Source organism: Anoxybacillus sp. MB8 (assembly GCF_011006755.1).
GTDB classification, from domain to species: domain Bacteria; phylum Bacillota; class Bacilli; order Bacillales; family Anoxybacillaceae; genus Anoxybacillus; species Anoxybacillus gonensis.
The window spans coordinates 18,609-40,458 of the sequence record NZ_RXXX01000004.1; the positions used below are offsets into that span (position 1 = coordinate 18,609).

26 protein-coding genes are annotated in these 21,850 nt (G+C 42.5%); 7 read left to right on the forward strand and 19 right to left on the reverse strand.

From position 1 onward, the window contains the following. Positions 1 to 49: 49 nt before the first annotated feature. The gene (locus EKC99_RS02500) at positions 50 to 946 is read left to right on the forward strand and encodes a DMT family transporter (protein ID WP_035066514.1); all 897 of its coding nucleotides are present in this window, start codon (positions 50 to 52) and stop codon (positions 944 to 946) included. Here the strand turns inward: EKC99_RS02500 and EKC99_RS02505 are convergent. Continuing rightward, complete coding sequence (locus EKC99_RS02505; RefSeq protein WP_009361162.1) at positions 941 to 1,411, reverse strand: divergent PAP2 family protein; 471 nt, start codon at positions 1,409 to 1,411, stop codon at positions 941 to 943. The genes EKC99_RS02500 and EKC99_RS02505 overlap by 6 nt on opposite strands. A gap of 64 nt (positions 1,412 to 1,475) precedes the next feature. Here EKC99_RS02505 and EKC99_RS02510 point away from each other — a divergent pair, with 64 nt between their 5' ends. Then, positions 1,476 to 1,607 carry a Small acid-soluble spore protein gene (locus EKC99_RS02510; RefSeq protein ID WP_009361161.1) on the forward strand — a complete coding sequence of 44 codons (132 nt, stop codon included), beginning with the start codon at positions 1,476 to 1,478 and terminating at the stop codon, positions 1,605 to 1,607. Positions 1,608 to 1,631: 24 nt separating this feature from the next. Here the strand turns inward: EKC99_RS02510 and acnA are convergent, their stop codons facing one another. Beyond that, the gene (gene acnA / locus EKC99_RS02515) at positions 1,632 to 4,340 is read right to left on the reverse strand and encodes an aconitate hydratase AcnA (RefSeq protein ID WP_019418300.1); all 2,709 of its coding nucleotides are present in this window, start codon (positions 4,338 to 4,340) and stop codon (positions 1,632 to 1,634) included. Positions 4,341 to 4,509: 169 nt separating this feature from the next. Between acnA and sspO the strand changes: the two genes are divergently transcribed. Continuing rightward, on the forward strand, positions 4,510 to 4,659 hold the full coding sequence (sspO, locus tag EKC99_RS02520; RefSeq protein WP_019418299.1) for a small acid-soluble spore protein O: 150 nt from the start codon (positions 4,510 to 4,512) through the stop codon (positions 4,657 to 4,659). A 17-nt stretch (positions 4,660 to 4,676) separates the two neighbouring features. On the opposite strand, the gene EKC99_RS02525 is transcribed toward sspO, so the two are convergent. Further along, on the reverse strand, positions 4,677 to 4,937 hold the full coding sequence (locus EKC99_RS02525; protein ID WP_009361159.1) for a hypothetical protein: 261 nt from the start codon (positions 4,935 to 4,937) through the stop codon (positions 4,677 to 4,679). 105 nt (positions 4,938 to 5,042) lie between these two features. On the opposite strand from EKC99_RS02525, the gene EKC99_RS02530 reads away from it, so the two are divergent. Both EKC99_RS02530 and EKC99_RS02535 read left to right on the forward strand, forming a co-directional pair. Beyond that, the gene (locus tag EKC99_RS02530; RefSeq protein WP_006318326.1) at positions 5,043 to 5,186 is read left to right on the forward strand and encodes a small acid-soluble spore protein P; all 144 of its coding nucleotides are present in this window, start codon (positions 5,043 to 5,045) and stop codon (positions 5,184 to 5,186) included. A gap of 77 nt (positions 5,187 to 5,263) precedes the next feature. Next, on the forward strand, positions 5,264 to 5,701 hold the full coding sequence (locus EKC99_RS02535; RefSeq protein ID WP_009361158.1) for a DUF2621 domain-containing protein: 438 nt from the start codon (positions 5,264 to 5,266) through the stop codon (positions 5,699 to 5,701). Positions 5,702 to 5,715: 14 nt separating this feature from the next. Here EKC99_RS02535 and EKC99_RS02540 read toward each other — a convergent pair whose 3' ends face one another. From EKC99_RS02540 to yneA, 8 genes are all read right to left on the reverse strand, one after another. Beyond that, on the reverse strand, positions 5,716 to 6,183 hold the full coding sequence (locus EKC99_RS02540) for a CcdC family protein (protein ID WP_163150326.1): 468 nt from the start codon (positions 6,181 to 6,183) through the stop codon (positions 5,716 to 5,718). 20 nt (positions 6,184 to 6,203) lie between these two features. Continuing rightward, entirely contained in the window at positions 6,204 to 6,563 is a 360-nt protein-coding gene (locus EKC99_RS02545; RefSeq protein WP_026011793.1) for a response regulator, read from the reverse strand. A 26-nt stretch (positions 6,564 to 6,589) separates the two neighbouring features. After that, complete coding sequence (locus EKC99_RS02550) at positions 6,590 to 7,294, reverse strand: cytochrome c biogenesis CcdA family protein (RefSeq protein ID WP_163150328.1); 705 nt, start codon at positions 7,292 to 7,294, stop codon at positions 6,590 to 6,592. A 114-nt stretch (positions 7,295 to 7,408) separates the two neighbouring features. After that, the gene (locus EKC99_RS02555; protein WP_003398951.1) at positions 7,409 to 7,621 is read right to left on the reverse strand and encodes a YneF family protein; all 213 of its coding nucleotides are present in this window, start codon (positions 7,619 to 7,621) and stop codon (positions 7,409 to 7,411) included. 119 nt (positions 7,622 to 7,740) lie between these two features. Next, positions 7,741 to 9,744, reverse strand: a complete 2,004-nt coding sequence (tkt, locus tag EKC99_RS02560; RefSeq protein ID WP_163150463.1) for a transketolase — start codon at positions 9,742 to 9,744, stop codon at positions 7,741 to 7,743. A gap of 143 nt (positions 9,745 to 9,887) precedes the next feature. Continuing rightward, entirely contained in the window at positions 9,888 to 10,118 is a 231-nt protein-coding gene (locus EKC99_RS02565) for a DUF896 domain-containing protein (RefSeq protein ID WP_009362648.1), read from the reverse strand. A 20-nt stretch (positions 10,119 to 10,138) separates the two neighbouring features. Further along, positions 10,139 to 10,819: a YneB family resolvase-like protein gene (locus EKC99_RS02570; protein WP_163150330.1), complete on the reverse strand. Its 681-nt coding sequence runs from the start codon at positions 10,817 to 10,819 to the stop codon at positions 10,139 to 10,141. A 15-nt stretch (positions 10,820 to 10,834) separates the two neighbouring features. Beyond that, positions 10,835 to 11,137 carry a cell division suppressor protein YneA gene (gene yneA / locus EKC99_RS02575; RefSeq protein ID WP_009362650.1) on the reverse strand — a complete coding sequence of 101 codons (303 nt, stop codon included), beginning with the start codon at positions 11,135 to 11,137 and terminating at the stop codon, positions 10,835 to 10,837. A 152-nt stretch (positions 11,138 to 11,289) separates the two neighbouring features. Here yneA and lexA point away from each other — a divergent pair, with 152 nt between their 5' ends. After that, positions 11,290 to 11,907 (forward strand): transcriptional repressor LexA, encoded by a 618-nt coding sequence (gene lexA, locus EKC99_RS02580; RefSeq protein WP_026011791.1) that lies wholly within the window; start codon positions 11,290 to 11,292, stop codon positions 11,905 to 11,907. 30 nt (positions 11,908 to 11,937) lie between these two features. Here lexA and glnA read toward each other — a convergent pair whose 3' ends face one another. The 4 genes from glnA to hflX form a co-directional block, all read right to left on the reverse strand. Continuing rightward, on the reverse strand, positions 11,938 to 13,272 hold the full coding sequence (gene glnA / locus EKC99_RS02585; protein WP_009362652.1) for a type I glutamate--ammonia ligase: 1,335 nt from the start codon (positions 13,270 to 13,272) through the stop codon (positions 11,938 to 11,940). 53 nt (positions 13,273 to 13,325) lie between these two features. Then, complete coding sequence (locus tag EKC99_RS02590; RefSeq protein ID WP_009362653.1) at positions 13,326 to 13,730, reverse strand: MerR family transcriptional regulator; 405 nt, start codon at positions 13,728 to 13,730, stop codon at positions 13,326 to 13,328. A 102-nt stretch (positions 13,731 to 13,832) separates the two neighbouring features. Further along, the gene (locus EKC99_RS02595; RefSeq protein ID WP_163150332.1) at positions 13,833 to 15,101 is read right to left on the reverse strand and encodes a methionine gamma-lyase family protein; all 1,269 of its coding nucleotides are present in this window, start codon (positions 15,099 to 15,101) and stop codon (positions 13,833 to 13,835) included. 13 nt (positions 15,102 to 15,114) lie between these two features. Then, on the reverse strand, positions 15,115 to 16,362 hold the full coding sequence (gene hflX, locus EKC99_RS02600; protein ID WP_163150334.1) for a GTPase HflX: 1,248 nt from the start codon (positions 16,360 to 16,362) through the stop codon (positions 15,115 to 15,117). A gap of 145 nt (positions 16,363 to 16,507) precedes the next feature. On the opposite strand from hflX, the gene EKC99_RS02605 reads away from it, so the two are divergent. Next, the gene (locus tag EKC99_RS02605; protein WP_020424590.1) at positions 16,508 to 17,116 is read left to right on the forward strand and encodes a trimeric intracellular cation channel family protein; all 609 of its coding nucleotides are present in this window, start codon (positions 16,508 to 16,510) and stop codon (positions 17,114 to 17,116) included. Positions 17,117 to 17,148: 32 nt separating this feature from the next. Here the strand turns inward: EKC99_RS02605 and EKC99_RS02610 are convergent, their stop codons facing one another. From EKC99_RS02610 to EKC99_RS02625, 4 genes are read right to left on the reverse strand one after another with little or no spacing between them, the layout of a single operon-like run. Continuing rightward, positions 17,149 to 18,303 carry a thiolase family protein gene (locus EKC99_RS02610; RefSeq protein ID WP_163150336.1) on the reverse strand — a complete coding sequence of 385 codons (1,155 nt, stop codon included), beginning with the start codon at positions 18,301 to 18,303 and terminating at the stop codon, positions 17,149 to 17,151. A 14-nt stretch (positions 18,304 to 18,317) separates the two neighbouring features. After that, positions 18,318 to 19,163 carry a 3-hydroxyacyl-CoA dehydrogenase family protein gene (locus tag EKC99_RS02615; RefSeq protein WP_163150337.1) on the reverse strand — a complete coding sequence of 282 codons (846 nt, stop codon included), beginning with the start codon at positions 19,161 to 19,163 and terminating at the stop codon, positions 18,318 to 18,320. 11 nt (positions 19,164 to 19,174) lie between these two features. Then, positions 19,175 to 20,782 carry a long-chain fatty acid--CoA ligase gene (locus EKC99_RS02620; protein WP_163150339.1) on the reverse strand — a complete coding sequence of 536 codons (1,608 nt, stop codon included), beginning with the start codon at positions 20,780 to 20,782 and terminating at the stop codon, positions 19,175 to 19,177. Next, the gene (locus EKC99_RS02625) at positions 20,745 to 21,839 is read right to left on the reverse strand and encodes a CaiB/BaiF CoA transferase family protein (RefSeq protein WP_163150341.1); all 1,095 of its coding nucleotides are present in this window, start codon (positions 21,837 to 21,839) and stop codon (positions 20,745 to 20,747) included. Before EKC99_RS02625 ends, EKC99_RS02620 begins: the two co-directional genes overlap by 38 nt. Positions 21,840 to 21,850: the final 11 nt, after the last annotated feature.

Here is a 21,850-nt window from a genome sequence, read left to right on the forward strand (position 1 = left end):
TTGTGTGAGGCTTCTGTCTCGCACAACATTTTTTATAAAGGAGAGGAATATGAAATACAAAGCAGATTTAAGTTTATTGTTTGTTGCATTCGTTTGGGGAGCGACGTTTGTCGTCGTTCAAAATGCCATTTCTTTTTTGCCCCCATTGTTGTTTAATGGCGTACGTTTTGCGATCGCAAGCATACTGCTATGGATTTGGGTGTTCATCTTTGAACGAAAACCGCTAGATAAACAGCTTATACTCTCTGGATTTATTCTTGGCATTTGGTTATGTCTTGGGTATGCTCTTCAAACGATCGGCTTATTGTATACTACTTCTTCAAAAGCAGGATTCATTACCGGACTAAATGTTGTTCTTGTCCCCTTTTTTTCATTTATGATTTTAAAGCAAAAACCTTCGCTTCATGCTGTCATTGGAAGCGTGTTAGCTACGTGTGGGCTATATTTTTTGACTATAAATGGAGATATGTCAATGAACAAAGGAGATCTTTTCGTCTTTTTATGCGCCATTGCTTTTGCATTACATATCGTTTCAACAAGCATCTATGCAACAAAATTTTCAGCTGTCCTACTAACAACCGTTCAAGTTCAGACGGTATCAATTGTTTGTTTTATATGTTCGTATTTGTTCGAAGATTGGTCTGTCATTCCGCTCTCCACTTTTTTAACATTTGATGTATGGGGCGCTTTACTCATCACCGCACTATTCGCAACAACAATCGCTTTCTTTATTCAAACGCATTTTCAACAATATACATCTCCAACACGTGTTGCTTTAATTTTTGCTCTAGAACCTGTTTTTGCTGCTTTGACTGCGTATATATGGAATGATGAACGTCTTCAACAAACTGCCTTATTCGGAGCTGCACTCATTTTATTAGGGATGGTTTTGTCTGAACTCCCTCAACATATATGGCAAAGGAAAAAGAGCGCTCGCCTCTCATAGCGAGCGCTTCCACCTACTTATTACGTAAGATAATCCTCCTGTAACAATACCAAGAAACGCTCCACCAATGACTTCAATAGGTTGATGACCAAGCCGTTCACGCAATAACTCCTCTTTTCGGTCAAGCTTCCCATCATCAGGAGCTCCTTTTATCTTTTCGATCTCTTCAGTTAATTCATTCACACGAATAGCTAGCTCCCCTGCTTGATGACGCACCCCTTGAGCATCGTACATAACAATTAAGCCAAAAATAGTCGCAAGGGCAAAATCTATGCTCTGCACTCCTCTTTTTAAAGCAACATATGTGGCAAGTGAAGCAACTCCCGCGGAATGCGAACTTGGCATACCACCTGTCTCGAAAAACAGTGACCAATCCCATTTTTTTGTTTTTCTTTTCGCCAATGGAATTTTTAAAAATTGTGCTAACGCAATTGTACATAATGCTGTTTGAATGGCTCGATTCATGTCCTTGCCTCCTTGCATATATTTTTCGAAAAGACGGATACAATATGCACAGGAGGTGGACGTCATGAGCAAAAATAATGGAAGAAATCGCGGCCAAAACGCTCCAAGTGTCAATCCACAAGGATATGATGCCACATTTACCCCAGATCCAAAAAGCGCATTAGAAAATGCGGCGAAAAAAACAAACAAAAAATAAAGAAGAGAGCGATCTGCTCTCTTCTTATCGTTTTAATTTTTCACGCAATACCATCGGTAAAATACCACCATGGCGATAGTAATCAATTTCCACTTCGCTGTCAAAGCGTACAAGTACTTCAAATTCCTTTTTGTTTCCTTGTTCGTCTGTTACTGTAACTTTTACATAGTCACGCGGTTTTACATGTTCATCGATGTGTACTTCAAATACTTCTTTGCCCGTTAATCCAAGCGTTTCGGCATTTTCCCCTTCTTTAAATTGAAGTGGTAACACACCCATAAGCACAAGATTGGAACGGTGAATACGCTCAAAGCTTTCAGCGATGACCGTTTTAATGCCAAGTAAATATGTTCCTTTTGCTGCCCAGTCACGCGAACTTCCCATGCCGTAATCTTTTCCAGCAATAACAACAAGTCCTGTACCGTCTTGTTTATATTTCATGCAAGCATCGTAAATCGACATGACTTCGCCTGTTGGCCAATATGTTGTATAGCCACCTTCTGTACCAGGGGCAATTTGGTTACGAATACGAATGTTAGCAAACGTACCTCGCATCATCACTTCATGGTTACCACGACGAGAACCATACGAGTTAAAGTCTTTCGGATCAACACCTTTAGAAATTAAGTATTGTCCTGCTGGTGTATTTATACCGATCGATCCAGCTGGAGAAATATGGTCTGTCGTGACAGAATCACCAAATTTACCAACTACTCGTAATCCAGTAAGTGGTTTCACTTCCTCCACTTCTGGTGATAACCCTTCAAAGAATGGAGGGTTTTGAATATACGTTGAATTTTCGTCCCATTGATAAAGTGGCTCGTCCGTCGTTTCAATCGCATTCCAACGGGCGTTATCGTCGAATACTCGCTCGTATTCTTTGCGGAACAATTCCGGTGTCACCGCTTGTTTTACGACTTCTTTCACTTCTTCTGTAGACGGCCAAATATCATTAAAGTACACGTCATTTCCGTTTTGGTCTTTACCGATCGGCTCATTTAATAAGTCGATATCAACGGTTCCAGCAAGTGCATATGCCACAACGAGCGGTGGTGATGCTAAATAGTTACCTTTGACGAGCGGATGAATGCGTCCTTCAAAGTTTCGGTTACCCGATAATACACTCGTCACAAGCAAATCATTTTCTGCAATCGCTTTTTCAAGCTCTGGAGCAAGTGGACCAGAGTTACCGATACATGTCGTACAACCGTAACCAACGATATTAAATCCAATTTGTTCTAAATAAGGAAGAAGTCCTGAATCTTTTAAGTATCCTGTGACGACTTTTGAACCAGGTGCAAGCGATGTTTTTACGTATTTCGGAACTTTTAATCCTTTTTCCACTGCTTTTTTCGCGACTAAACCTGCCCCAATTAACACATATGGGTTCGATGTGTTCGTACAGCTTGTAATGGCAGCGATCGCAATCGCACCTGTTTTCATTTTTACTTCTTCGCCGTTTAACGTGACTGTCATTTCTTTATCCAAATCCGCTTCTGTCAAGCCAAAACCTTGGTTTCCTTGCGGAGAAACTACTGCTTGACGGAACGACTCTTTCATTTTTGAAAGCGGAATTAAATCTTGTGGACGTTTTGGTCCAGAAAGATTTGGTTCAATTTCTGATAAGTTAATTTCAACAACATCTGTAAATACAGGCTCCTGCGCATCTGGTGTATAGAACAAACCGTTAGCTTTGCAATATGCTTCAACGACTTGAACATGCTGCTCATTACGGCCTGTTAAACGCAAGTAATCAAGCGCTTCTGCATCGACTGGGAAGAAACCGCACGTTGCACCATACTCAGGCGCCATGTTTGCTACTGTGGCACGGTCTGCTAACGGCAATGTTGCCACACCTGGACCGAAAAATTCAACAAACTTGCCGACGACCCCTTTTTTCCGAAGTACTTGTGTCACTTTTAACGCAAGATCTGTTGCTGTTGTACCGTTTGGTAACTTTCCTGTTAAGCGTACACCGATGACTTCTGGTACCGGGAAGTATGAAGGTTGTCCAAGCATACCTGCTTCCGCTTCAATACCACCAACACCCCAACCGAGTACGCCAATGCCGTTAATCATTGTCGTGTGAGAGTCAGTACCTACAAGCGTATCTGGGAACGCTTCATATTCACCGTTTTCTCCTTCAACGACATGTACCACATTCGCTAAATACTCTAAGTTCACTTGATGCACAATACCTGTTGCTGGCGGAACAGCACGATAATTGCTGAACGCTTTTTGTGCCCATTTCAAAAACTTATAGCGTTCTGCATTACGCTCAAACTCTAAATTCATATTGTACTCGAGCGCATCTTCTGTTCCAGCCTTATCAACTTGGACAGAGTGATCAATGACAAGATCGACAGGAATTTCGGGGTTGATTTCATACGGATCTCCACCGATGTCCGCCATCGCTTTGCGCATCGAAGCTAAATCAACGACAGCTGGAACACCTGTAAAGTCTTGCAAAATAACGCGAGATGGTTTAAATGGAACATCTACATCTTTTAGTTCGCTCGTTCCCCATTTCGCTAAATTTTCAACGTGCTCTTTTGTAATGACACGTCCATCAACTTGACGAAGTACTGATTCAAGAAGTACTTTAATCGAATACGGAAGACGTGATACATTTCCAATTCCTGCTTCTTCAAGCGCCTGTAAGCGATAATAATGATATGTTTTCCCGTTTACTTCAAATGTGGAACGCGCTTGAAATACATCATTTTTCACCATTATGTATTACCCCCTTCTAACAAGTCATCTTCTCCCAAACCCACAAAATTCCTACGCTTTTATCTTAATACAATGCTCTACATAAGTAAATAATAATTGTTTATAAGTTTCAGATAAATGCATATTTTTTTGCTCTCTTTCCAACAATAGTTGTAGGAGGTGAAAAAAGATGGTAAAAAGAAAAGCAAATCATGTCATTCCTGACATGAATGATGCAAGCGCCCAAGGAAAAGGTGCGGGCTACAATGAAGAGCTCTCGAACGAGCCACTGACAGAAGCTCAAAAACAAAATAATAAAAAACGTAAGAAAAATCAATAATCCCGCTTGAAGCGGGATTATTCATACATATTTACTTCTTCCACAATCGCTTGCAAATCATCGCGAAATTGTTCAAGCTGTTTGCGCTGTTTTTCAGAAGCTACTTCAAGTGCATTATTAATTTGCTCAAACGCTTCGTTTACTTCTTGTTTTAAATGATGCAATTGACTTCCGTAATCTGCATCACTTTTCACAAGATGATCGTACCATTCTTTCGCCTCCATTGTTCCTTGTTGGGCAGCTTCAAACGCTTGTTGCTTATTTTTATGATAAGGCATCTCATTCACTTCCTCTCTTTTTAATATTTATCGTGCCTATTCATGAGCGAAATATGCATAAATCTCATCCACCATGCCATCATATGAAGGAAAGGAGTGTATGATATGAACAAAAATACAAGCAAAGATATGCGAAAAAATGCTCCAAAAGGAGATAACCCAGGACAACCAGAACCGCTTAGTGGATCGAAAAAAGTAAAAAATCAAAATCATACTCGTCAAAAGCATAACTCAAGTCACGATATGTAAAAGAGCTGACGCAACGTCAGCTCTTTTTCTTGATTCCGCTCTTATTTTTTTACATAATAAACGTTGAGGTGGAATGTATGCTAACAGGTTGGTTTTTATGGTTTATTTTATTTTGGGTCGTTTTTCTCCTTGTTACGATGTCGATCGGTGGCTTTTTTATGTTTCGGAAATTTTTAAAACGGCTGCCGAAAGAAGATGGGAAATCTGAATTAGATTGGCAGCAATATTACATTGAACAAACACGCCATTTATGGTCTGAAAAAGAAAAAGCGTTGCTCGAAGATTTAGTTCGTCCTGTTCCTGAACTGTTTCGGGATGTAGCTCGTCAAAAAATTGCTGGCAAAATCGGAGAATTGGCGTTACAAGAAAAAGCGGATCGGATTACAGAAGATTTAGTTGTTCGTGGCTATATTCTCGCCACACCAAAACGCGACCATAAATTTTTAATTAAAGCTCTTCGAGAAAAACAAATTGATTTTACAAAATACGAACATCTACTAATGAAAAAAAGCTAATCACCCTTCGTTGATTAGCTTTTTTCCGTTATTTCGCGCTGAAGACGACGATATGATGCATACATCGCCACTCGCCAAGGAACAATCATCGAAAAAGCGAGGATCCAAAACATTCCGGCAAGCTCCCCGTACTCAATGGTACGACTTAAATATGTTTTTAGAGCTAAACGTAATACAATTAAACCAACAAAAATAAAAACGAACGCTTTTGAGCGTTGTAAATAAATTTCATTGCCTCGAACTTCAAACGAAGATGTTTTAATTAACAAAATAGAAAAAAGTGCCCCGATGAAAATGGCCTCTATACATTCAAGCGCCGTTACCCGAAACATCGGATGCACAAACATCAATGCACCTGTGCTCATAAAAATAGGCGGTAATATAATTTTTTTAGCGTTTGTCGGTTTTTCTGCCGCTTTCATTCGAATAAAAAAAACAAGTCCAGCCATCAATACAGCAAATACCGAACTAAAAATGGCCAAAGTGAATCTCCCTCTCTTTTTTACTGCAACACACGTTGAATCGCTTCAATCACACGGCTTTCATCAAATGGTTTTGCGATAAAATCAAGCGCCCCTGCTTCAATGGCTTCAACGACCATCTTTTGTTGTCCCATAGCTGAGCACATAATAATTTTCGCATGCGGATCGCGTTGCTTAATCTCCCTTACCGCTTCAAGTCCGCTCATCACCGGCATCGTAATATCAAGCGTCACAACGTCTGGCTTTAACTCCATGTAAAAATCAACAGCTTCTTTTCCATTTTCTGCTTCCCCGACAACTTCATGATTTGCTTTTTTCAAAATATTCGCTAACGTCATGCGCATAAACTTCGCATCATCCACGATTAAAACTCTCGCCATTTTCTTTCCCTCCACACCCTTCAAAACTAAAAACCTGTAAAACCACCAAATATATTTGTCATATAAATTGTAATTTTCGTCATCCAATCAAAAAATAATACGACACCCATTCCTACCATGACATATCCGCCGATTTTCATTAACTTGACATGATGTTTTCGAATCCAACCCATTTTTCCGATAAAAAAAGACAAGAGCAAAAATGGCAAAGCAAAGCCAAGGGAGTAAGCTGTCATATAAACAACACCTAAACTCGGATTCGTTGCTGCTAAGGCGATAACGGATACTAAAATTGGACCTGTACATGGCGTCCAACCAGCAGCAAATGCCATGCCAATAAGAAAAGAACCGATGTAACCAGATGGACGATATTGAAAAGATAAACGACGATCAGTCATTAAAAACTTCGGTTTAAAAATGCCGATAATGACAAACCCGAAAAACACCATCAATATTGCACCAATTTGACGAATGAGATCTTGGTATGTATGGAAAAATTGTCCGAGCACCGACGTACCAAAACCGATAGCAATAAAAATAAATGAAAATCCGAGCAAAAAAAATAACGTATGTAACAAACTTCTTCTTTGCAACAACGCATAATCGGATTTTAAATCGCTAACCGACATTCCTGTGATATATGATAAAAAAGCTGGATAAAGCGGCAAACAGCACGGGGAAATAAACGAAAGTACACCCGCCCCAAACGCAACAAACAGTTGAACGTCCATATGATTGGCACTCCATTTCTTCTTCGTTTGCCTATATTTTATCAAAAAAATACAAATATGAGCAACTGCTTCTTTCCGTGCTAAAAAAGACACTCATCGCGAGTGCCTTGCCTTTTATTTTAATTGGTTGTTCATTGCTTTCATCATTTGATTGATTTTCTTTTGCGATGGAGTCATGCCCATTTGCATCATCATCATTCGAATCATTTGTTCATTAATCGGTGGATTTTTCTTCAAGTAGTTCATCATTGTTTTACGCGCAATAAAAAATCCGAGCGCAACGCCGGCAGCAAGCGCTACAATGCCTACTAAAATCATTTCCCACATATTTTTTCCTCCTTCATGTTGTCTACATTACACTATACTAAACAATGGCGGTTTGTACAATATGTTCAGTAAAAAATCTTTATTCGATAATAAAACGGGGAGATGCGCTCCCCGTTTTATTATTTATTTAGTAATGCTTTGACACGTGCAACGACATTTTCCACTGTAAATCCATATTCTTGCATAATTTTTTCTCCCGGTGCAGAAGCCCCGAAGCGATCGATTGCTAAAATCTCTCCTTCATCTCCTGTATATCGCTCCCAACCAAGAGATGCGCCCATTTCAATTGCAAGGCGTTTTTTCACATGTTTCGGAATCACACTTTCTTTGTAATCAGCTGTTTGCGCTTCAAAACGATCCCATGAAGGCATGCTTACAACTGAAACATGGATCCCTTCATTTGCTAACGCTTTCTGTGCCTCTACAGCTAAGCTAACTTCTGAACCAGATGCTAACAATAATGCTTGGACTTCTCCTTGGGCTTCAGAAACAACATATGCTCCTTTTTTCACCCCTTCATAAGCGCGCTCAGCTGTCGTCGCTAGCGTAGGAAGGTTTTGACGTGTCAACACAAGAGCAGTCGGGCGATCTGTAGATTCTACAGCCAAGCGCCATGCAGCAGCTGTCTCATTTGCATCTGCTGGACGAATGACACATACATTTGGCATTGCTCGTAAGGAGGCTAGTTGTTCAATTGGCTCATGCGTCGGACCATCTTCACCGACAGCAATGCTATCATGCGTAAATACATATGTGACAGGCAATCCCATCAGTGCAGCAAGTCGAATGGCTGGACGTAAATAGTCTGAAAAGACAAAGAACGTACCACCGTATACTTTCACACCACCGTGAAGCGCCATGCCATTTAGCGCAGCCCCCATCGCAAATTCACGAACACCGAACCAAATGTTGCGACCTTCATAGCTACCTGGCAAGAAGTCTCCTGCACCTTTAATTAACGTTTTGTTTGAACCGGCTAAGTCCGCAGAGCCACCTAAAAATTGCGGTACAACTTTTGCGATGGCATTCAATACTTCCCCAGAAGAAGCGCGTGTTGCTAAACTTTTTCCTTCTGCATATACCGGCAATGCTTTTTCCCAACCCTCAGGAAGTTTACCGTCGATCGCCATGCGTAATTGTTTTGCTAAGTCTGGATACGCTTTCTCATATTCAGCAAATAAAGCGTTCCATTCCGCTTCTTTTTTCTCTCCCGCTTCTTTCACTACTTTTTCAAAATGAGCATACACTTCATCTGGAACGTAAAAGTCTTCTTCAAACGTCCAATTATACGCTTCTTTCGTTAGCTTAATTTCATCTTTTCCAAGTGGAGCGCCGTGCACATCTGCTGTTCCTGCTTTGTTTGGTGAGCCATAACCGATCGTTGTTTTCACTTCAATTAATGTTGGACGCTCTAAATCTTTTTGAGCTTCAGCAATCGCTTGAGCAATTTCTTCAATGTTATTGCCGTCTTCTACACGAATGTATTGCCAACCGTACGCTTTGAACCGTTGCTCTACACTTTCTGAGAAAGAAAGATTTAATTCGCCATCAAGTGAAATATCATTCGAATCATAAAGAACGATGAGGCGTCCAAGTTTTAAATGACCAGCTAACGAAGCAGCTTCTGCAGAAACTCCTTCCATTAAGTCGCCGTCACCACAAATCGCATATGTAAAGTGGTTAATCATTTCGAACCGGTCTTTGTTGTATGTAGCTGCTAAATGACGTTCCGCCATCGCCATTCCGACAGCCATCGCAATCCCTTGCCCAAGCGGTCCTGTTGTCGCTTCTACACCTGGTGTATGACCGTATTCCGGATGGCCTGGTGTTTTGCTTCCCCATTGGCGAAACTGTTTAATATCTTCGATTGTGACGTCATAGCCACTTAAATGAAGCAAGCTATACAATAGCATCGAGCCGTGTCCTGCTGATAATACAAAACGATCGCGATTGAACCATTTTGGATTGCGCGGATTATGGTTCATAAACTTTGTCCACAATGTATACGCCATTGGTGCAGCTCCCATTGGCATTCCTGGGTGACCTGAATTTGCTTTTTCAATCGCATCAATCGACAACGTACGAATTGCTGCAATCGATAATTGTTCAATAGAGTGTGTCATCATCTTCATCCTTTCGTTTGCAAACATTCTCATCTTTTATGATATAGAAAAGTTCGTAAAATGTACAATGCTTCACAACATTTTTTTTGACAAACTGACGAAAAAAGAGAACATCTATCAGTATGTTCTCCATCGTACGCATATTAATGCAGTCGTTTTTTCTTACTATCCTTTAATTTTTTTGGAGTGACATCATTTCCGTTTGGGTCAATGACTTTTACATGATGCAATGTTTCGATCATCGACGCACGAAACGCAGCAATATACTCTGTGCGAAGTTGAAGCTGTTCTTGTTTTTCTTCAGCTGTAAGACCTTCCATTTTTGCTTTTTTAGCTAACGCATTAATTCTTGCTATTTTTTCAGAAGATAACATTTAGCCTCATCCTTTTGTATTTACTTCTCGCTCGTACCATCATACAAAAATTTTTCATTGTTGACAAGTTGCTCATATTCTTTGTATCGTCGATGCACGGTCGCTTTTGATACATCATAACCAAATGAACGAAGCGTGGCAGCAATCTCAGCGAACGTTAAGCGATTTTGACGCAACCGAATAATGTCTTCAATTGGTACATCTTTTCGATCGCGTCCAGCATGTTCGCCTACATTGCGCAAATTGTTTTCTGGTCGATAGCCGTTTTGAACAGCTCGCTGCATCCCACGTTTAATTTTTAAATTATGTATTTTTCTTTGATACTCTTCTACAATGCTAATGATTTCTAACACCATCGAATCCGCTTCTGACAGCTGAAGTTCTCCTCGATGACTCACCGTATACACCCGAATGTCTTCTTTTTGCAAACAACGAAGAAGGGCGATTTTTGCATTCCCACGTCCAAGTCTTGTCTCATCTTGTACGAGGACGACATCAATGTGATGTTGCTTGATCGTATCAAGCAACTCCATAATTCCTTCTCGTTCGATGTCATAACCGCTTGCCTGCTCTTGAATAATTTTGACAACATTCATTTCATATTCCGCTGCAAGCTTTTCGAGCTCTTCTTTTTGCCTTTGTAATGATGTTTCTTGCGTCTCTTTCGTTGTACTTACACGACAATAAATAATGGCGTTCATTCGTCATCCCTTTCTTTACGGTCTATTCGCAACAAGCCGACTTTCGCTATTTGATTTTAACACAGGAATGACAATTTTCTCACCAATGATTAATCGTTCGTCTGAACGGTTGTTTACTGACATCACCCATTGAATGAATTGTTCATGCGACAATTGATGTTCATGTTTGTATTTGTCCGCAAGCTCCCATAACGTATCACCAGCTGACACAGTAATCTCAACATATTTTTGTTTATCAACCGATTGTGTGACGTGCAAAAACGCCCAAACAAACAATACACTAAATAAAAACATCACGACATAATGTATTTTCCCCATACCTTCTACCCCCTAAAAACAGAACATTTGTTTGTTTTTATAATAACGAGAACTTTTGTTCGTGTCAACTATGTTTTCGAACTTATGTTTGTATTCAAATCGAAAATTATGTTATAATATGGACAAAGATGAAAGGGAAGAGGTGTATAAGAATGGCGAAATTATCAAAACGACAACAACAAATATTAGATTTCATTAAACAAGAAGTACGCACAAAAGGGTATCCACCATCAGTGAGGGAAATTGGAGAAGCAGTCGGTTTAGCATCAAGTTCAACCGTTCACGGTCATCTAGCTCGTTTAGAAAGCAAAGGCTTCATTCGACGCGATCCAACAAAACCACGCGCCATTGAAATTTTGGACGAGTACGAATCCATCCCAAAAACAAATGTCATCAACGTTCCAATCGTCGGAAAAGTTACAGCTGGACAACCGATTACCGCAATCGAAAACATTGAAGAATATTTCCCTCTTCCAGAACGATTCGTCTCACCAGATGATCAAGTATTTATGTTACAAATTGTCGGAGAAAGTATGATTGAGGCTGGTATTTTAGACGGAGACTACGTGATCGTCCGTCAACAACAAACGGCTAATAACGGAGATATCGTTGTAGCGATGACAGAAGAAAACGAAGCAACCGTCAAACGCTTCTTTAAGGAGAAGGATCACATTCGCTTGCAACCTGAAAATTCATCTATGGAACCGATCATTGTTTCGAATGCGATGATTTTAGGAAAAGTAATTGGTGTATATCGCTCAATTCATTAAAAAAGCTAACGGAAAAAACCGTTAGCTTTTTTAGTAAAGGCTCATATATTGTTCGCGTTCCCATGGATGTACTGCCGTGCGGAACATATCCCATTCAATTTCTTTCGCTTCAACAAAATGTTCGAATAAATGTTTGCCGAGCGCGTTGACGATTACTTCATCCGATTTTAAGTTTTGTAGCGCTTCTGCCAATGTTGCTGGCAAATCAACAATTCCTTCTTCTAAACGCTCCTCTTTTGTCATCACATAAATGTTTCGGTCAACCGGTGCTGGCGGTGTCAATTTATTTTTAATGCCGTCTAATCCCGCAGCCAACAATACAGCCATCGCTAAATATGGATTTGCTGCTGGGTCTACACTACGCACTTCAATACGAGTGCTCATGCCGCGTGATGCCGGGATACGAATCAATGGGCTACGGTTGCGTGCTGACCATGCAACGTAACAAGGTGCTTCATAGCCCGGAACGAGACGCTTATATGAGTTTACTGTTGGGTTTGTTACTGCTGTAAAGTTTGGAGCATGCTTTAACACACCCGCAATAAACTGCAATGCTGTTTCGCTGAGTTGCAATTGACCATTCGGATCAAAAAAGGCATTTTCACCGTTTTTAAAGAGCGATAAGTTGCAGTGCATGCCCGAGCCATTTACACCAAAGAGAGGCTTCGGCATAAATGTCGCATGTAAACCGTGTTTGCGTGCTACTGTTTTTACAACAAGTTTAAAGGTTTGAATGTCATCGCACGCTTTTACTGCATTGGCATACTTGAAGTCAATTTCATGTTGCCCCGGCGCGACTTCATGGTGAGATGCTTCAATTTCAAACCCCATCTCTTCTAGCTCTAATACGATATCACGACGGCAGTTTTCACCTAAATCTGTTGGTGCTAAATCGAAGTAACCGCCATTATCGTTCAACTCTAACGTCGGCTCTCCTTTTTCATCTAACTTGAATAAGAAAAACTCTGGCTCTGGACCTAGGTTAAACTCTGTAAATCCGAGCTCTTCCATTTGTTTCAATACACGTTTTAAGTTATAACGAGGACATCCTTCAAACGGTGTACCATCTGGATTGTAAATGTCACAAATAAAACGAGCGACTTTTCCTTTTTCAGCTGTCCACGGGAAAATAACAAAGGTATCTAAATCAGGGTATAAATACATATCTGATTCTTCAATACGGACAAATCCTTCGATCGATGATCCGTCAAACATCATTTTATTGTCGAGCGCTTTTTGCAGTTGGCTTACAGGGATTTCGACGTTTTTAATCGTGCCAAGAATGTCTGTAAACTGTAAACGAATATACTTTACATTTTCTTCCTTAACAATACGAAAAATATCTTCTTTTGTGTACTTAGCCATTACATATTCCTCCCCCAAAATAAAAAAGATCGTTTGTGTAAAATCATAAATTTTTAATGGAAAAAGCGAGCGATATCTCCTTGACGAAGTGAGGCACGATTAAAACGACCCGCTTCCATTAATTCGGCACGTAACAGTTTGCGTAATTCCGCTTCGGATAAATCTTGTTTCACTACTTTTGGCGCGACAGGCGGTACGGTGTTCGCATGCTGTTGCTGACGTGAGGCAAAAATTTGTTTAATGCCTGCTAAGTTAACACCTTGTTCAATTAAATCTTTAATTTCGAGCAACCGATCCACGTCATTAAACGAAAATAACCGACGATTTCCTTCTGTTCGCGCAGGTGAAACGAGACCGTGTTCCTCATAATAGCGAATTTGTCGCGCTGATAAATCCGTTAACTGCATAACGATACCGATAGGAAATAACGGCATGGAGCGACGAATGTGACTATTCATGTCGACCCCTCCTTACGTAATACGTATTTTTATTTTATTCTATGTTATTTTATATGTCAATAATATGTTACATTTTATCACATGTTTTTTTCTGAAAATATTTTATAATTGAATTAATTGTTTCTCAAGCAACCGATCAATAGCGATACAAACAGCAATTTTAACGTGCGAATACGTCAGTCCCCCTTGTACGTATGCAACATATGGTGGGCGAATAGGTCCATCAGCCGACAGCTCAATACTTGCCCCTTGAATAAATGTGCCTGCCGCCATAATGACGTCATCTTCATATCCTGGCATATAGTTCGGATATGGGGTAAAGTGCGCATTGACCGGTGAGGCAAATTGAATCGCTTGACAAAACGCAATCATTTGCTCTGCATCGTCAAATTGTACGGATTGAATTAAATCTGTACGTGTAGCATTCCATGTCGGGTACGTATTCATGCCGATGCGTTCGAGCATCGCCGCCGTAAAAACCGCCCCTTTCAACGCTTGTCCGACAACATGTGGCGCTAAGAAAAAACCTTGGTACATTTCTTGTAAACTGTATAACGAGGCACCCGCTTCTGCCCCGATTCCCGGTGATGTCATACGATATGCACACATTTCAACATATTCGCGTTTACCAACGAGATATCCTCCTGTTTTCGCTAATCCACCCCCAGGATTTTTAATGAGCGAACCAGCGATTAAATCAGCGCCAACATGGCAAGGCTCTTTCTCTTCGACAAATTCCCCATAACAGTTATCAACAAAAACGACAACGTCTCGTTTGATGGCTTTTACAAAATCAATCATTTCTTTGATTTCAGCAATAGTAAACGACGGGCGCGGGTCATACCCTTTAGAGCGCTGAATGCCGATCATTTTCGTTCGCTCATTGATGGCTTGTTTCACCGCTGCAAAATCGACTTTTCCTTCGTTTGTAAGCGGTACGCTGTTGTAGCCGATATGAAACTCTTTTAACGAACCAATTCCTTTGCCGCGAATGCCAACGATTTCTTCTAGCGTATCGTACGGTTTGCCTGTAATGTACAAAAGTTCATCACCTGGACGTAAAATGCCGAATAAAGCTATTGTAATGGCGTGCGTACCAGAAATAATTTGTGGACGAACGAGCGCCGCTTCCCCACCGAATACGTCTGCATACACTTTTTCAAGCGTGTCGCGTCCTAAGTCATCATAGCCATATCCTGTCGATGGAATAAAATGTGCGTCACTTACTTGATGACGACGAAAGCTTTGTAATACGCGATATTGATTATAGTCAATGCGCTCGTCAATCGCCCGATGAATCGGCGCAATTTGTGCTTCAATTTCTTTAACGAGTGCAGAAATCGTTTCTCCGTGTGTTAAATGTTGAAACATAAAAAAACCCTTTCTATTTTTGATATGTTCTTAGTTGTAACAAAAGTGGATGTTCTCGCAATAAGTAACCGCTGCATTCATACATGCCGCTTTGTTCGTTGTAGTGCATGTGCCGCACAATCGTTTCTGCTTTTAGCTGTGCCAGCAATTTTCCTTCAAACGCTGGAATCGCCACGTCGTAACGCTCCATTGCTTCAGTTATTTTTTCTTCGATAAATTGGCGCAAGTTTTGAACGTCTTGTTCGTTGAATGCGCTCACTAACATATAATCGGTTTTCGGGCTTGGGACAAAGCTTGGAAGGACAATGTCGCGTTTGTTATAAACCGTTGCAATCGGAATCGTTGTCGCCTCCAATTCTTCGAGCAAGCGATAAACTGTTTGTTCATGTTGAATATAATCCGGATTCGATGAATCGACAATATGTAAAATAAAATCGGCTTCTTTCACTTCTTCGAGCGTCGAACGAAACGCCGCGACGAGCGTTGTCGGCAAGTCTTGAATAAAGCCGACCGTGTCTGTCAGCAGCGCGGTATAACCGCTTGGCAGCACAAGTTTTCTTGTGAGCGGATCTAGTGTAGCAAACAGTAAATTTTCTTCAAAAGCATCCGCGTTCGTTAGGCGGTTAAAAAGCGTTGATTTGCCAGCGTTCGTATAGCCGACGAGCGCGATTTGAAACACCGCGTTTTTCTTCCGCCGCTCGCGATAGCGTTCGCGATGTTCAACAATGACTTTTAGTTGCTCTTTAATCTCATCGATACGGCGGCGAATATGACGGCGGTCTGTTTCAAGCTTCGTTTCCCCCGGCCCTCTCGTTCCAATTCCACCGCCTAATCGGGAAAGTTGCGCGCCTTGTCCACTTAAGCGCGGCAAAATGTATTGCAATTGGGCAAGCTCGACTTGCAATTTTCCTTCTTTGGAGCGCGCGCGGCTTGCGAAAATGTCTAAAATAAGCTGCGTTCGGTCAATGACGCGTACGTTTAACAACTTTGTTAAGTTACGGTTTTGGCTTGGCGACAGTTCATCATTAAAAATGACGACATCTGGCTCAAATTGTTCGACAAGACGCACTAGCTCGTCGACTTTTCCTTTTCCGATATATGTAGCCGGGTGAATCGTGTCCCGTTTTTGCGTAAGGGTAATGACTACCTCGCCATTTGCTGTATGAACGAGCGAAGCAAGCTCTTCTAGCGAATACGAAAATCGTTCATCATCCACATGTGGCAATTGGCATCCAACAATAATGACTCGTTCCTTTTCCATATTTCCCCTCTTTCCTATTGAACATCTGTTCTCATCATAACAAATCTAATTTAAAAGCGCTATGTCTGAAAAATGATCATTGATTTTTTTATATTTTATACATAAAATTTTAACGTAATGTTACATAACAGAAAGGATTGCGATGATGACTTGGGAAGTATTAAGTATGATCGGTACGATTGCTTTTGCGATTAGCGGAGCGATTGTCGCTATGGAAGAGGAGTACGATATTTTAGGTGTATACATTCTCGGAATTGTAACTGCATTCGGCGGCGGTGCTGTGCGTAACGTATTAATTGGTGTACCGGTATCTGTTCTTTGGCAACAACAAACTCTTTTTTTCATCGCGTTTATCGCGATGACTATTGTCTATTTGTTTCCACACAAAATGCTACCACATTGGCAACGTTGGGGAAACTTTTTTGATGCTCTCGGGTTGTCAGCTTTCGCCATTCAAGGAGCATTATATGCTGTTCAAATGAATCGCCCGTTAAGTGCAGTCATTGTTGCTGCTGTATTGACTGGAAGTGGAGGCGGAATGATTCGCGATGTATTAGCAGGAAGAAAACCTCTCGTATTGCGTGATGAAATTTATGCTGTTTGGGCGATTTTAGCGGGCGTTGCGGTCGGAACCGGCATCGCACATTCTCCAATTAGCTTGTATGTATTGTTTATTGTCGTTGCGGCATTGCGCATTTTATCGTATACGTACAACTGGAAATTGCCGAATAAATCGTTAAAAACAAACAACTAAAGCAGGAGACCTCAAAGGAGGCTCCTGCTTTTTTATCCTTCCCATCTCTCCACAATGGTCGCGGTTGCCATACCGTGCCCGATGCAAATGGTTAACAAGCCGTAGCGCCCCTTTCGTCGTTCGAGTTCGTGAACGAGCGATGTCATGAGTTTGACGCCCGTGGCGCCGAGCGGATGACCTAAGGCGATGGCACCACCGTTGACATTTACTTTCGAAAGCGGGGCACCGATTTCTTTTTGCCAAGCGAGAACGACAGATGCGAACGCTTCATTAATTTCGACAAGGTCGATATCGTCAATGGTAAGATTCGCTTTTTGCAATACTTTTTTCGTCGCTGGAATGACACCGTCAAGCATGTATGTCGGATCGGAGCCAACGACTGTTTGGGCAACAATTTTTGCTTTTGGCTTCAAGCCGAGGCGAAGCGCTGTTTGTCGCTCCATCAATAGCACCGCGGCCGCACCATCGCTCATTTGGCTCGCATTTCCAGCAGTAATTTTCCCATTTTGTTTAAAAACGGGCTTCAACGCCGCTAACGCTTCAAGCGATGTATCTTGGCGCGGTCCTTCATCGGCTGTCACGATGATGTCATTGCCGTCTTTATCAAGTCCGTTAATAGGCACCATTTCTTCCGTGAAACGACCTTCCGCTTGCGCTCGAAGTGCCCGTTGATGACTTTCGTACGCATATTCATCTAATTGTTCTCTCGTCAATCCGTATTTTTCGGCGATCAATTCCGCAGAAATGCCTTGGTGAACAAATTCGTATTTTTCATGGAGCGATGCTGGAATCGTTCGCTCGTTTCCGTCGCTTAAAATTGGCACTTTTGTCATGCTTTCGACGCCAGCCGCAATCGTTATCTCCATATCGCCTGATTTAATTTCTTGAGCGGCGAAATGGATCGCTTGCTGTCCGGAGCCGCACATACGGTTGATTTGCACCGCCGTTACTTCCACTGGAAAGCCTGCCTCCAATGCTGCTAACCTCCCGATATTGTAGCCTTGTTCGCCAATCGGCGTTACACATCCCATCACAATATCTTCGATCAGCTGTTTTTCCATCCCCGCTCGTCTGACGACTTCATCGAGCGCTACAGCTGCTAAATGAACAGGATGTTTGTCACGAAACACCCCGTTTCGTTTGCCGACAGGGGTGCGTACCGCTTCGACAATCACCACTTCGCGCATGTCTTTCCCTTCTTTCATTGATAAGTGTAAAATCCTTTTCCTGTTTTTCGGCCGAGATGCCCTGCTTCAACAAGTTTGCGAAGCGTTTGTGGCGGGCGGAACCGGTCGCCGTATGCTTCTGTCATATTTTCACTGACAAATAACATCGTATCTAACCCGACTAAATCGGCAAGTTCAAGCGGTCCCATCGGGTAATTCAACCCAAGGCGAATCGCTTTGTCGATATGCTCCGCGGAAGCGATCCCTTCTTCATACATGCGAATGCATTCCAACATATGCGCCGCAAGCGCCCGTGTTGTCACAAATCCTTGCATATCTTTTACGATGACCGTTTCTTTGCCAATGGATTCCGATAGTTGTTGAATTGCTTCAATCGTTTGTTCCGATGTTTCTACCCCTTTTACGATTTCAATGAGCTTCATGACTGGCGCCGGATTAAACCAATGCATGCCGACGACTTGGCTCGGACGTTTGGTCGCTACGGCAATCGCGGTGACGCTTAATTCCGACGTATTAGTCGCTAAAATCGCCTCTTGTTTCGCATAACGGTCAAGCTGTTCAAACACTTGCTTTTTGAGCGGCAAATGTTCTGGAACGGCTTCGATGACAACGTCCGCCGCTTTTACTGCTTCGTGCAAGTTCGTTTCAGGTTGAATGCGGGCAAGAACAGCCGTTGCCTCTTGTTCTTGTAATTTCCCTGCTTTGACAAAACGGGCAAGGCTTTTTTGAATCGAATTCATTCCTTTCTCAAGGGCAGCATCGGAAATATCATATAAATAAACCGTTTTCCCCCCCATCGCTAGCGATTGGGCGATGCCGCTTCCCATTAAACCAGCACCGATCACCGCAATCATTTCCATCGCAACCCCTCCTATTGAATGTTTGTAAAATAATCACGCAATTGTTCACGCAATTTCATTTTTAAAAATTTTCCGACACTCGTTTTCGGAATTTCGTTCATAAAGACGATTTCATCTGGCAGCCACCATTTCGCAAATTGCGGCCGTAAAAAGTCGTATAGTTCCTCTTTTGTCACGCTTTTTCCTTCCTTTACTACGACGCAAGCAAGCGGGCGCTCTTGCCACTGCGGATGCGGAACTGCCACGACGGCCGCTTCAAACACTGCTTCATGCGCCATCAAGGCATTTTCTAAATCGACAGACGAAATCCATTCGCCGCCGCTTTTAATGACGTCTTTCGTCCGGTCAACGATTTTAATAAACCCTTCTTCATCGACGGTGACGACATCCCCTGTATATAGCCACCCATCGCGAAACGCATCTTTGCTTCGCTCGTCGTTATAATATTCATCGGCAATCCACGGGCCGCGCAAGCATAGTTCGCCCATTTCCGTTCCGTCCCACGCTACTTCTCCGTCTTTGCCGATCACTTTCATTTCTACCCCAGGGACAAGAAACCCTTGTTTCGCACGAATGTCCAATTTTTCTTCGTTCGATACGTGCTGCTGGTAGCTTTTTAGGCGTGATAAGACGACAAGCGGGCTCGTTTCGGTCATGCCGTAAGCATGCACAAACGGGATGCCGTATTTTTCTTCAAAGGCGCGAATCATTCCTTTTGGTGCTGCTGAGCCGCCGCATAAAATGCGCGTCACGCTGCGTAAATCATAGGAGCCTTTCTCTAACTCGTTCAATAAGCCAAGCCAAACGGTCGGCACACCAGCCGCTAGCGTCACTTTTTCTTGTTCCATTAGTTCTGCCAATATTTTCGGCGTAAATGCCGCTCCCGGCATAACAAGCGTCGTCCCAAACCAAACCGTAGCAAACGGCAAGCCCCACGCATTCGCATGGAACATTGGCACGACTGGGAGCGCCACATCCGATTCCGACAATGCGGCACTATCGGCAAGCCCTAGCGCCATGCTATGGAGAACGATGCCGCGATGGGAGTACAACACACCTTTCGGATTTCCAGTTGTCGCAGACGTATAACACATCCCAGCAGGGTGATGCTCGTCGAGGTCTTTGACAAATGAAATCGGCTCGGCTTGTTGCAGCAATTCCTCATAATGATAAACAGGCGCAAGCGTCGTTTTTGGAAGCGTCGGGTCATCGGTCATAACGATAAACGCCTCGACGTTTATTTCGTCTTTCACTCGTTCAATGAGCGGTAGCAAGTCATCATCAATCAATAGTACACGGTCGTTCGCATGATTAATAATATAGGCGATATGTTGCGGTGACAGGCGAATATTGATCGTATGCAGCACCGCTCCGATGCCTGGAATAGCAAAATACGCTTCTAAATGGCGATGATGGTTCCATGCGAACGTACCGACGCGATCGCCTGTATTGACACCAAGCGTTCGTAATGCACTAGCAAGCTTTCTCGTCCGTTCGCCAATTTCTTGATACGTATGGCGGACAAGCCCTTTCTTCATCCGCGAAATCACTTGTTTTTTCGGAAAAAACCGTTCTGCCCGTTCAAGCATTGTCGCAATATTTAATGGAACGTTCATCATTTGCATACACCTCTCCATGTTCGTTTAGTTTTGGTGCTCGTGTGCGCTTCGTGAAAACATGTTCATCATAGCGGGTTGCTACTTCTATTCGGTCGTTGTCGATATGAATCATCTTTCGGTACGCGTTATTTGCAAACCTCGTTTTCGCTTCATCCGTTTCTAATACTGGCGTTAAACAACAATCGACTTGTTCCGAAAAAACGATCCATTGTTGAAACGTTTTCGTGCGAAACAATTGCTTCATGTCAAGAAACAAAGGATTATCGTCACAAGCTGCCGATAGATGTCCTTCGTACCATTCGAACTTGCCAACTGCGTCGCAAAAATTGCGCCAAAAGTGCGCTTCAAGCGCCGCAAGCGCCATATAGCGACCGTCTTTCGTTTCGTACAAATGGTACGACACGACTGTGCCAGCTAATATTGGAATGCCGTTTTTTTGTCCGGTATAGTGTTCCAAGACAAAATGGTTCGTCATCATCGAAAGCAAGCCGTCAACAAGCGCAACGTCAATATAGCTCCCTTTCCCCGTTCGCTCGCGGGCGTATAAGGCAGCAGTAATTTGTTCGACTACGTGTATGCTGCCGATGAGATCAGCTAACGTAATGGTTGGATGGATCGGACGGCCGTTGTCGTCTTTGAGTTGCGCTAACACGCCGGTCAGCGCCATATAATTGATGTCATGGCTTCCATTGTTGCTATGCTGACCATACCCGCTGATAGAACAATAAACGATCGCTGGATTGAGCGCGGATACGCCTTCATAGCCAAGCCCAAGCTTTTTCATGACGCCAGGGCGAAAACTTTCGATGACGACGTCCGCTTCGCGGATGAGCTGTTGCGCGATTTGCACATCTTGCGCATTTTTTAAATCTAGCGCAATACTTTTTTTGTTTTTATTGTTCGCGTCAAACAGGCAGTCATCAGTAAGCTTCCGCATCCGATCGCCTGTTTTCGGCTCGATTTTGATTACTTCCGCGCCTAAGTCCGCTAAGCGAAGGCTTGCAAATGGACCGGGGAGATAATGGGAAAAATCAATGACTTTCACCCCTTCAAGCAACGAAATCCCCC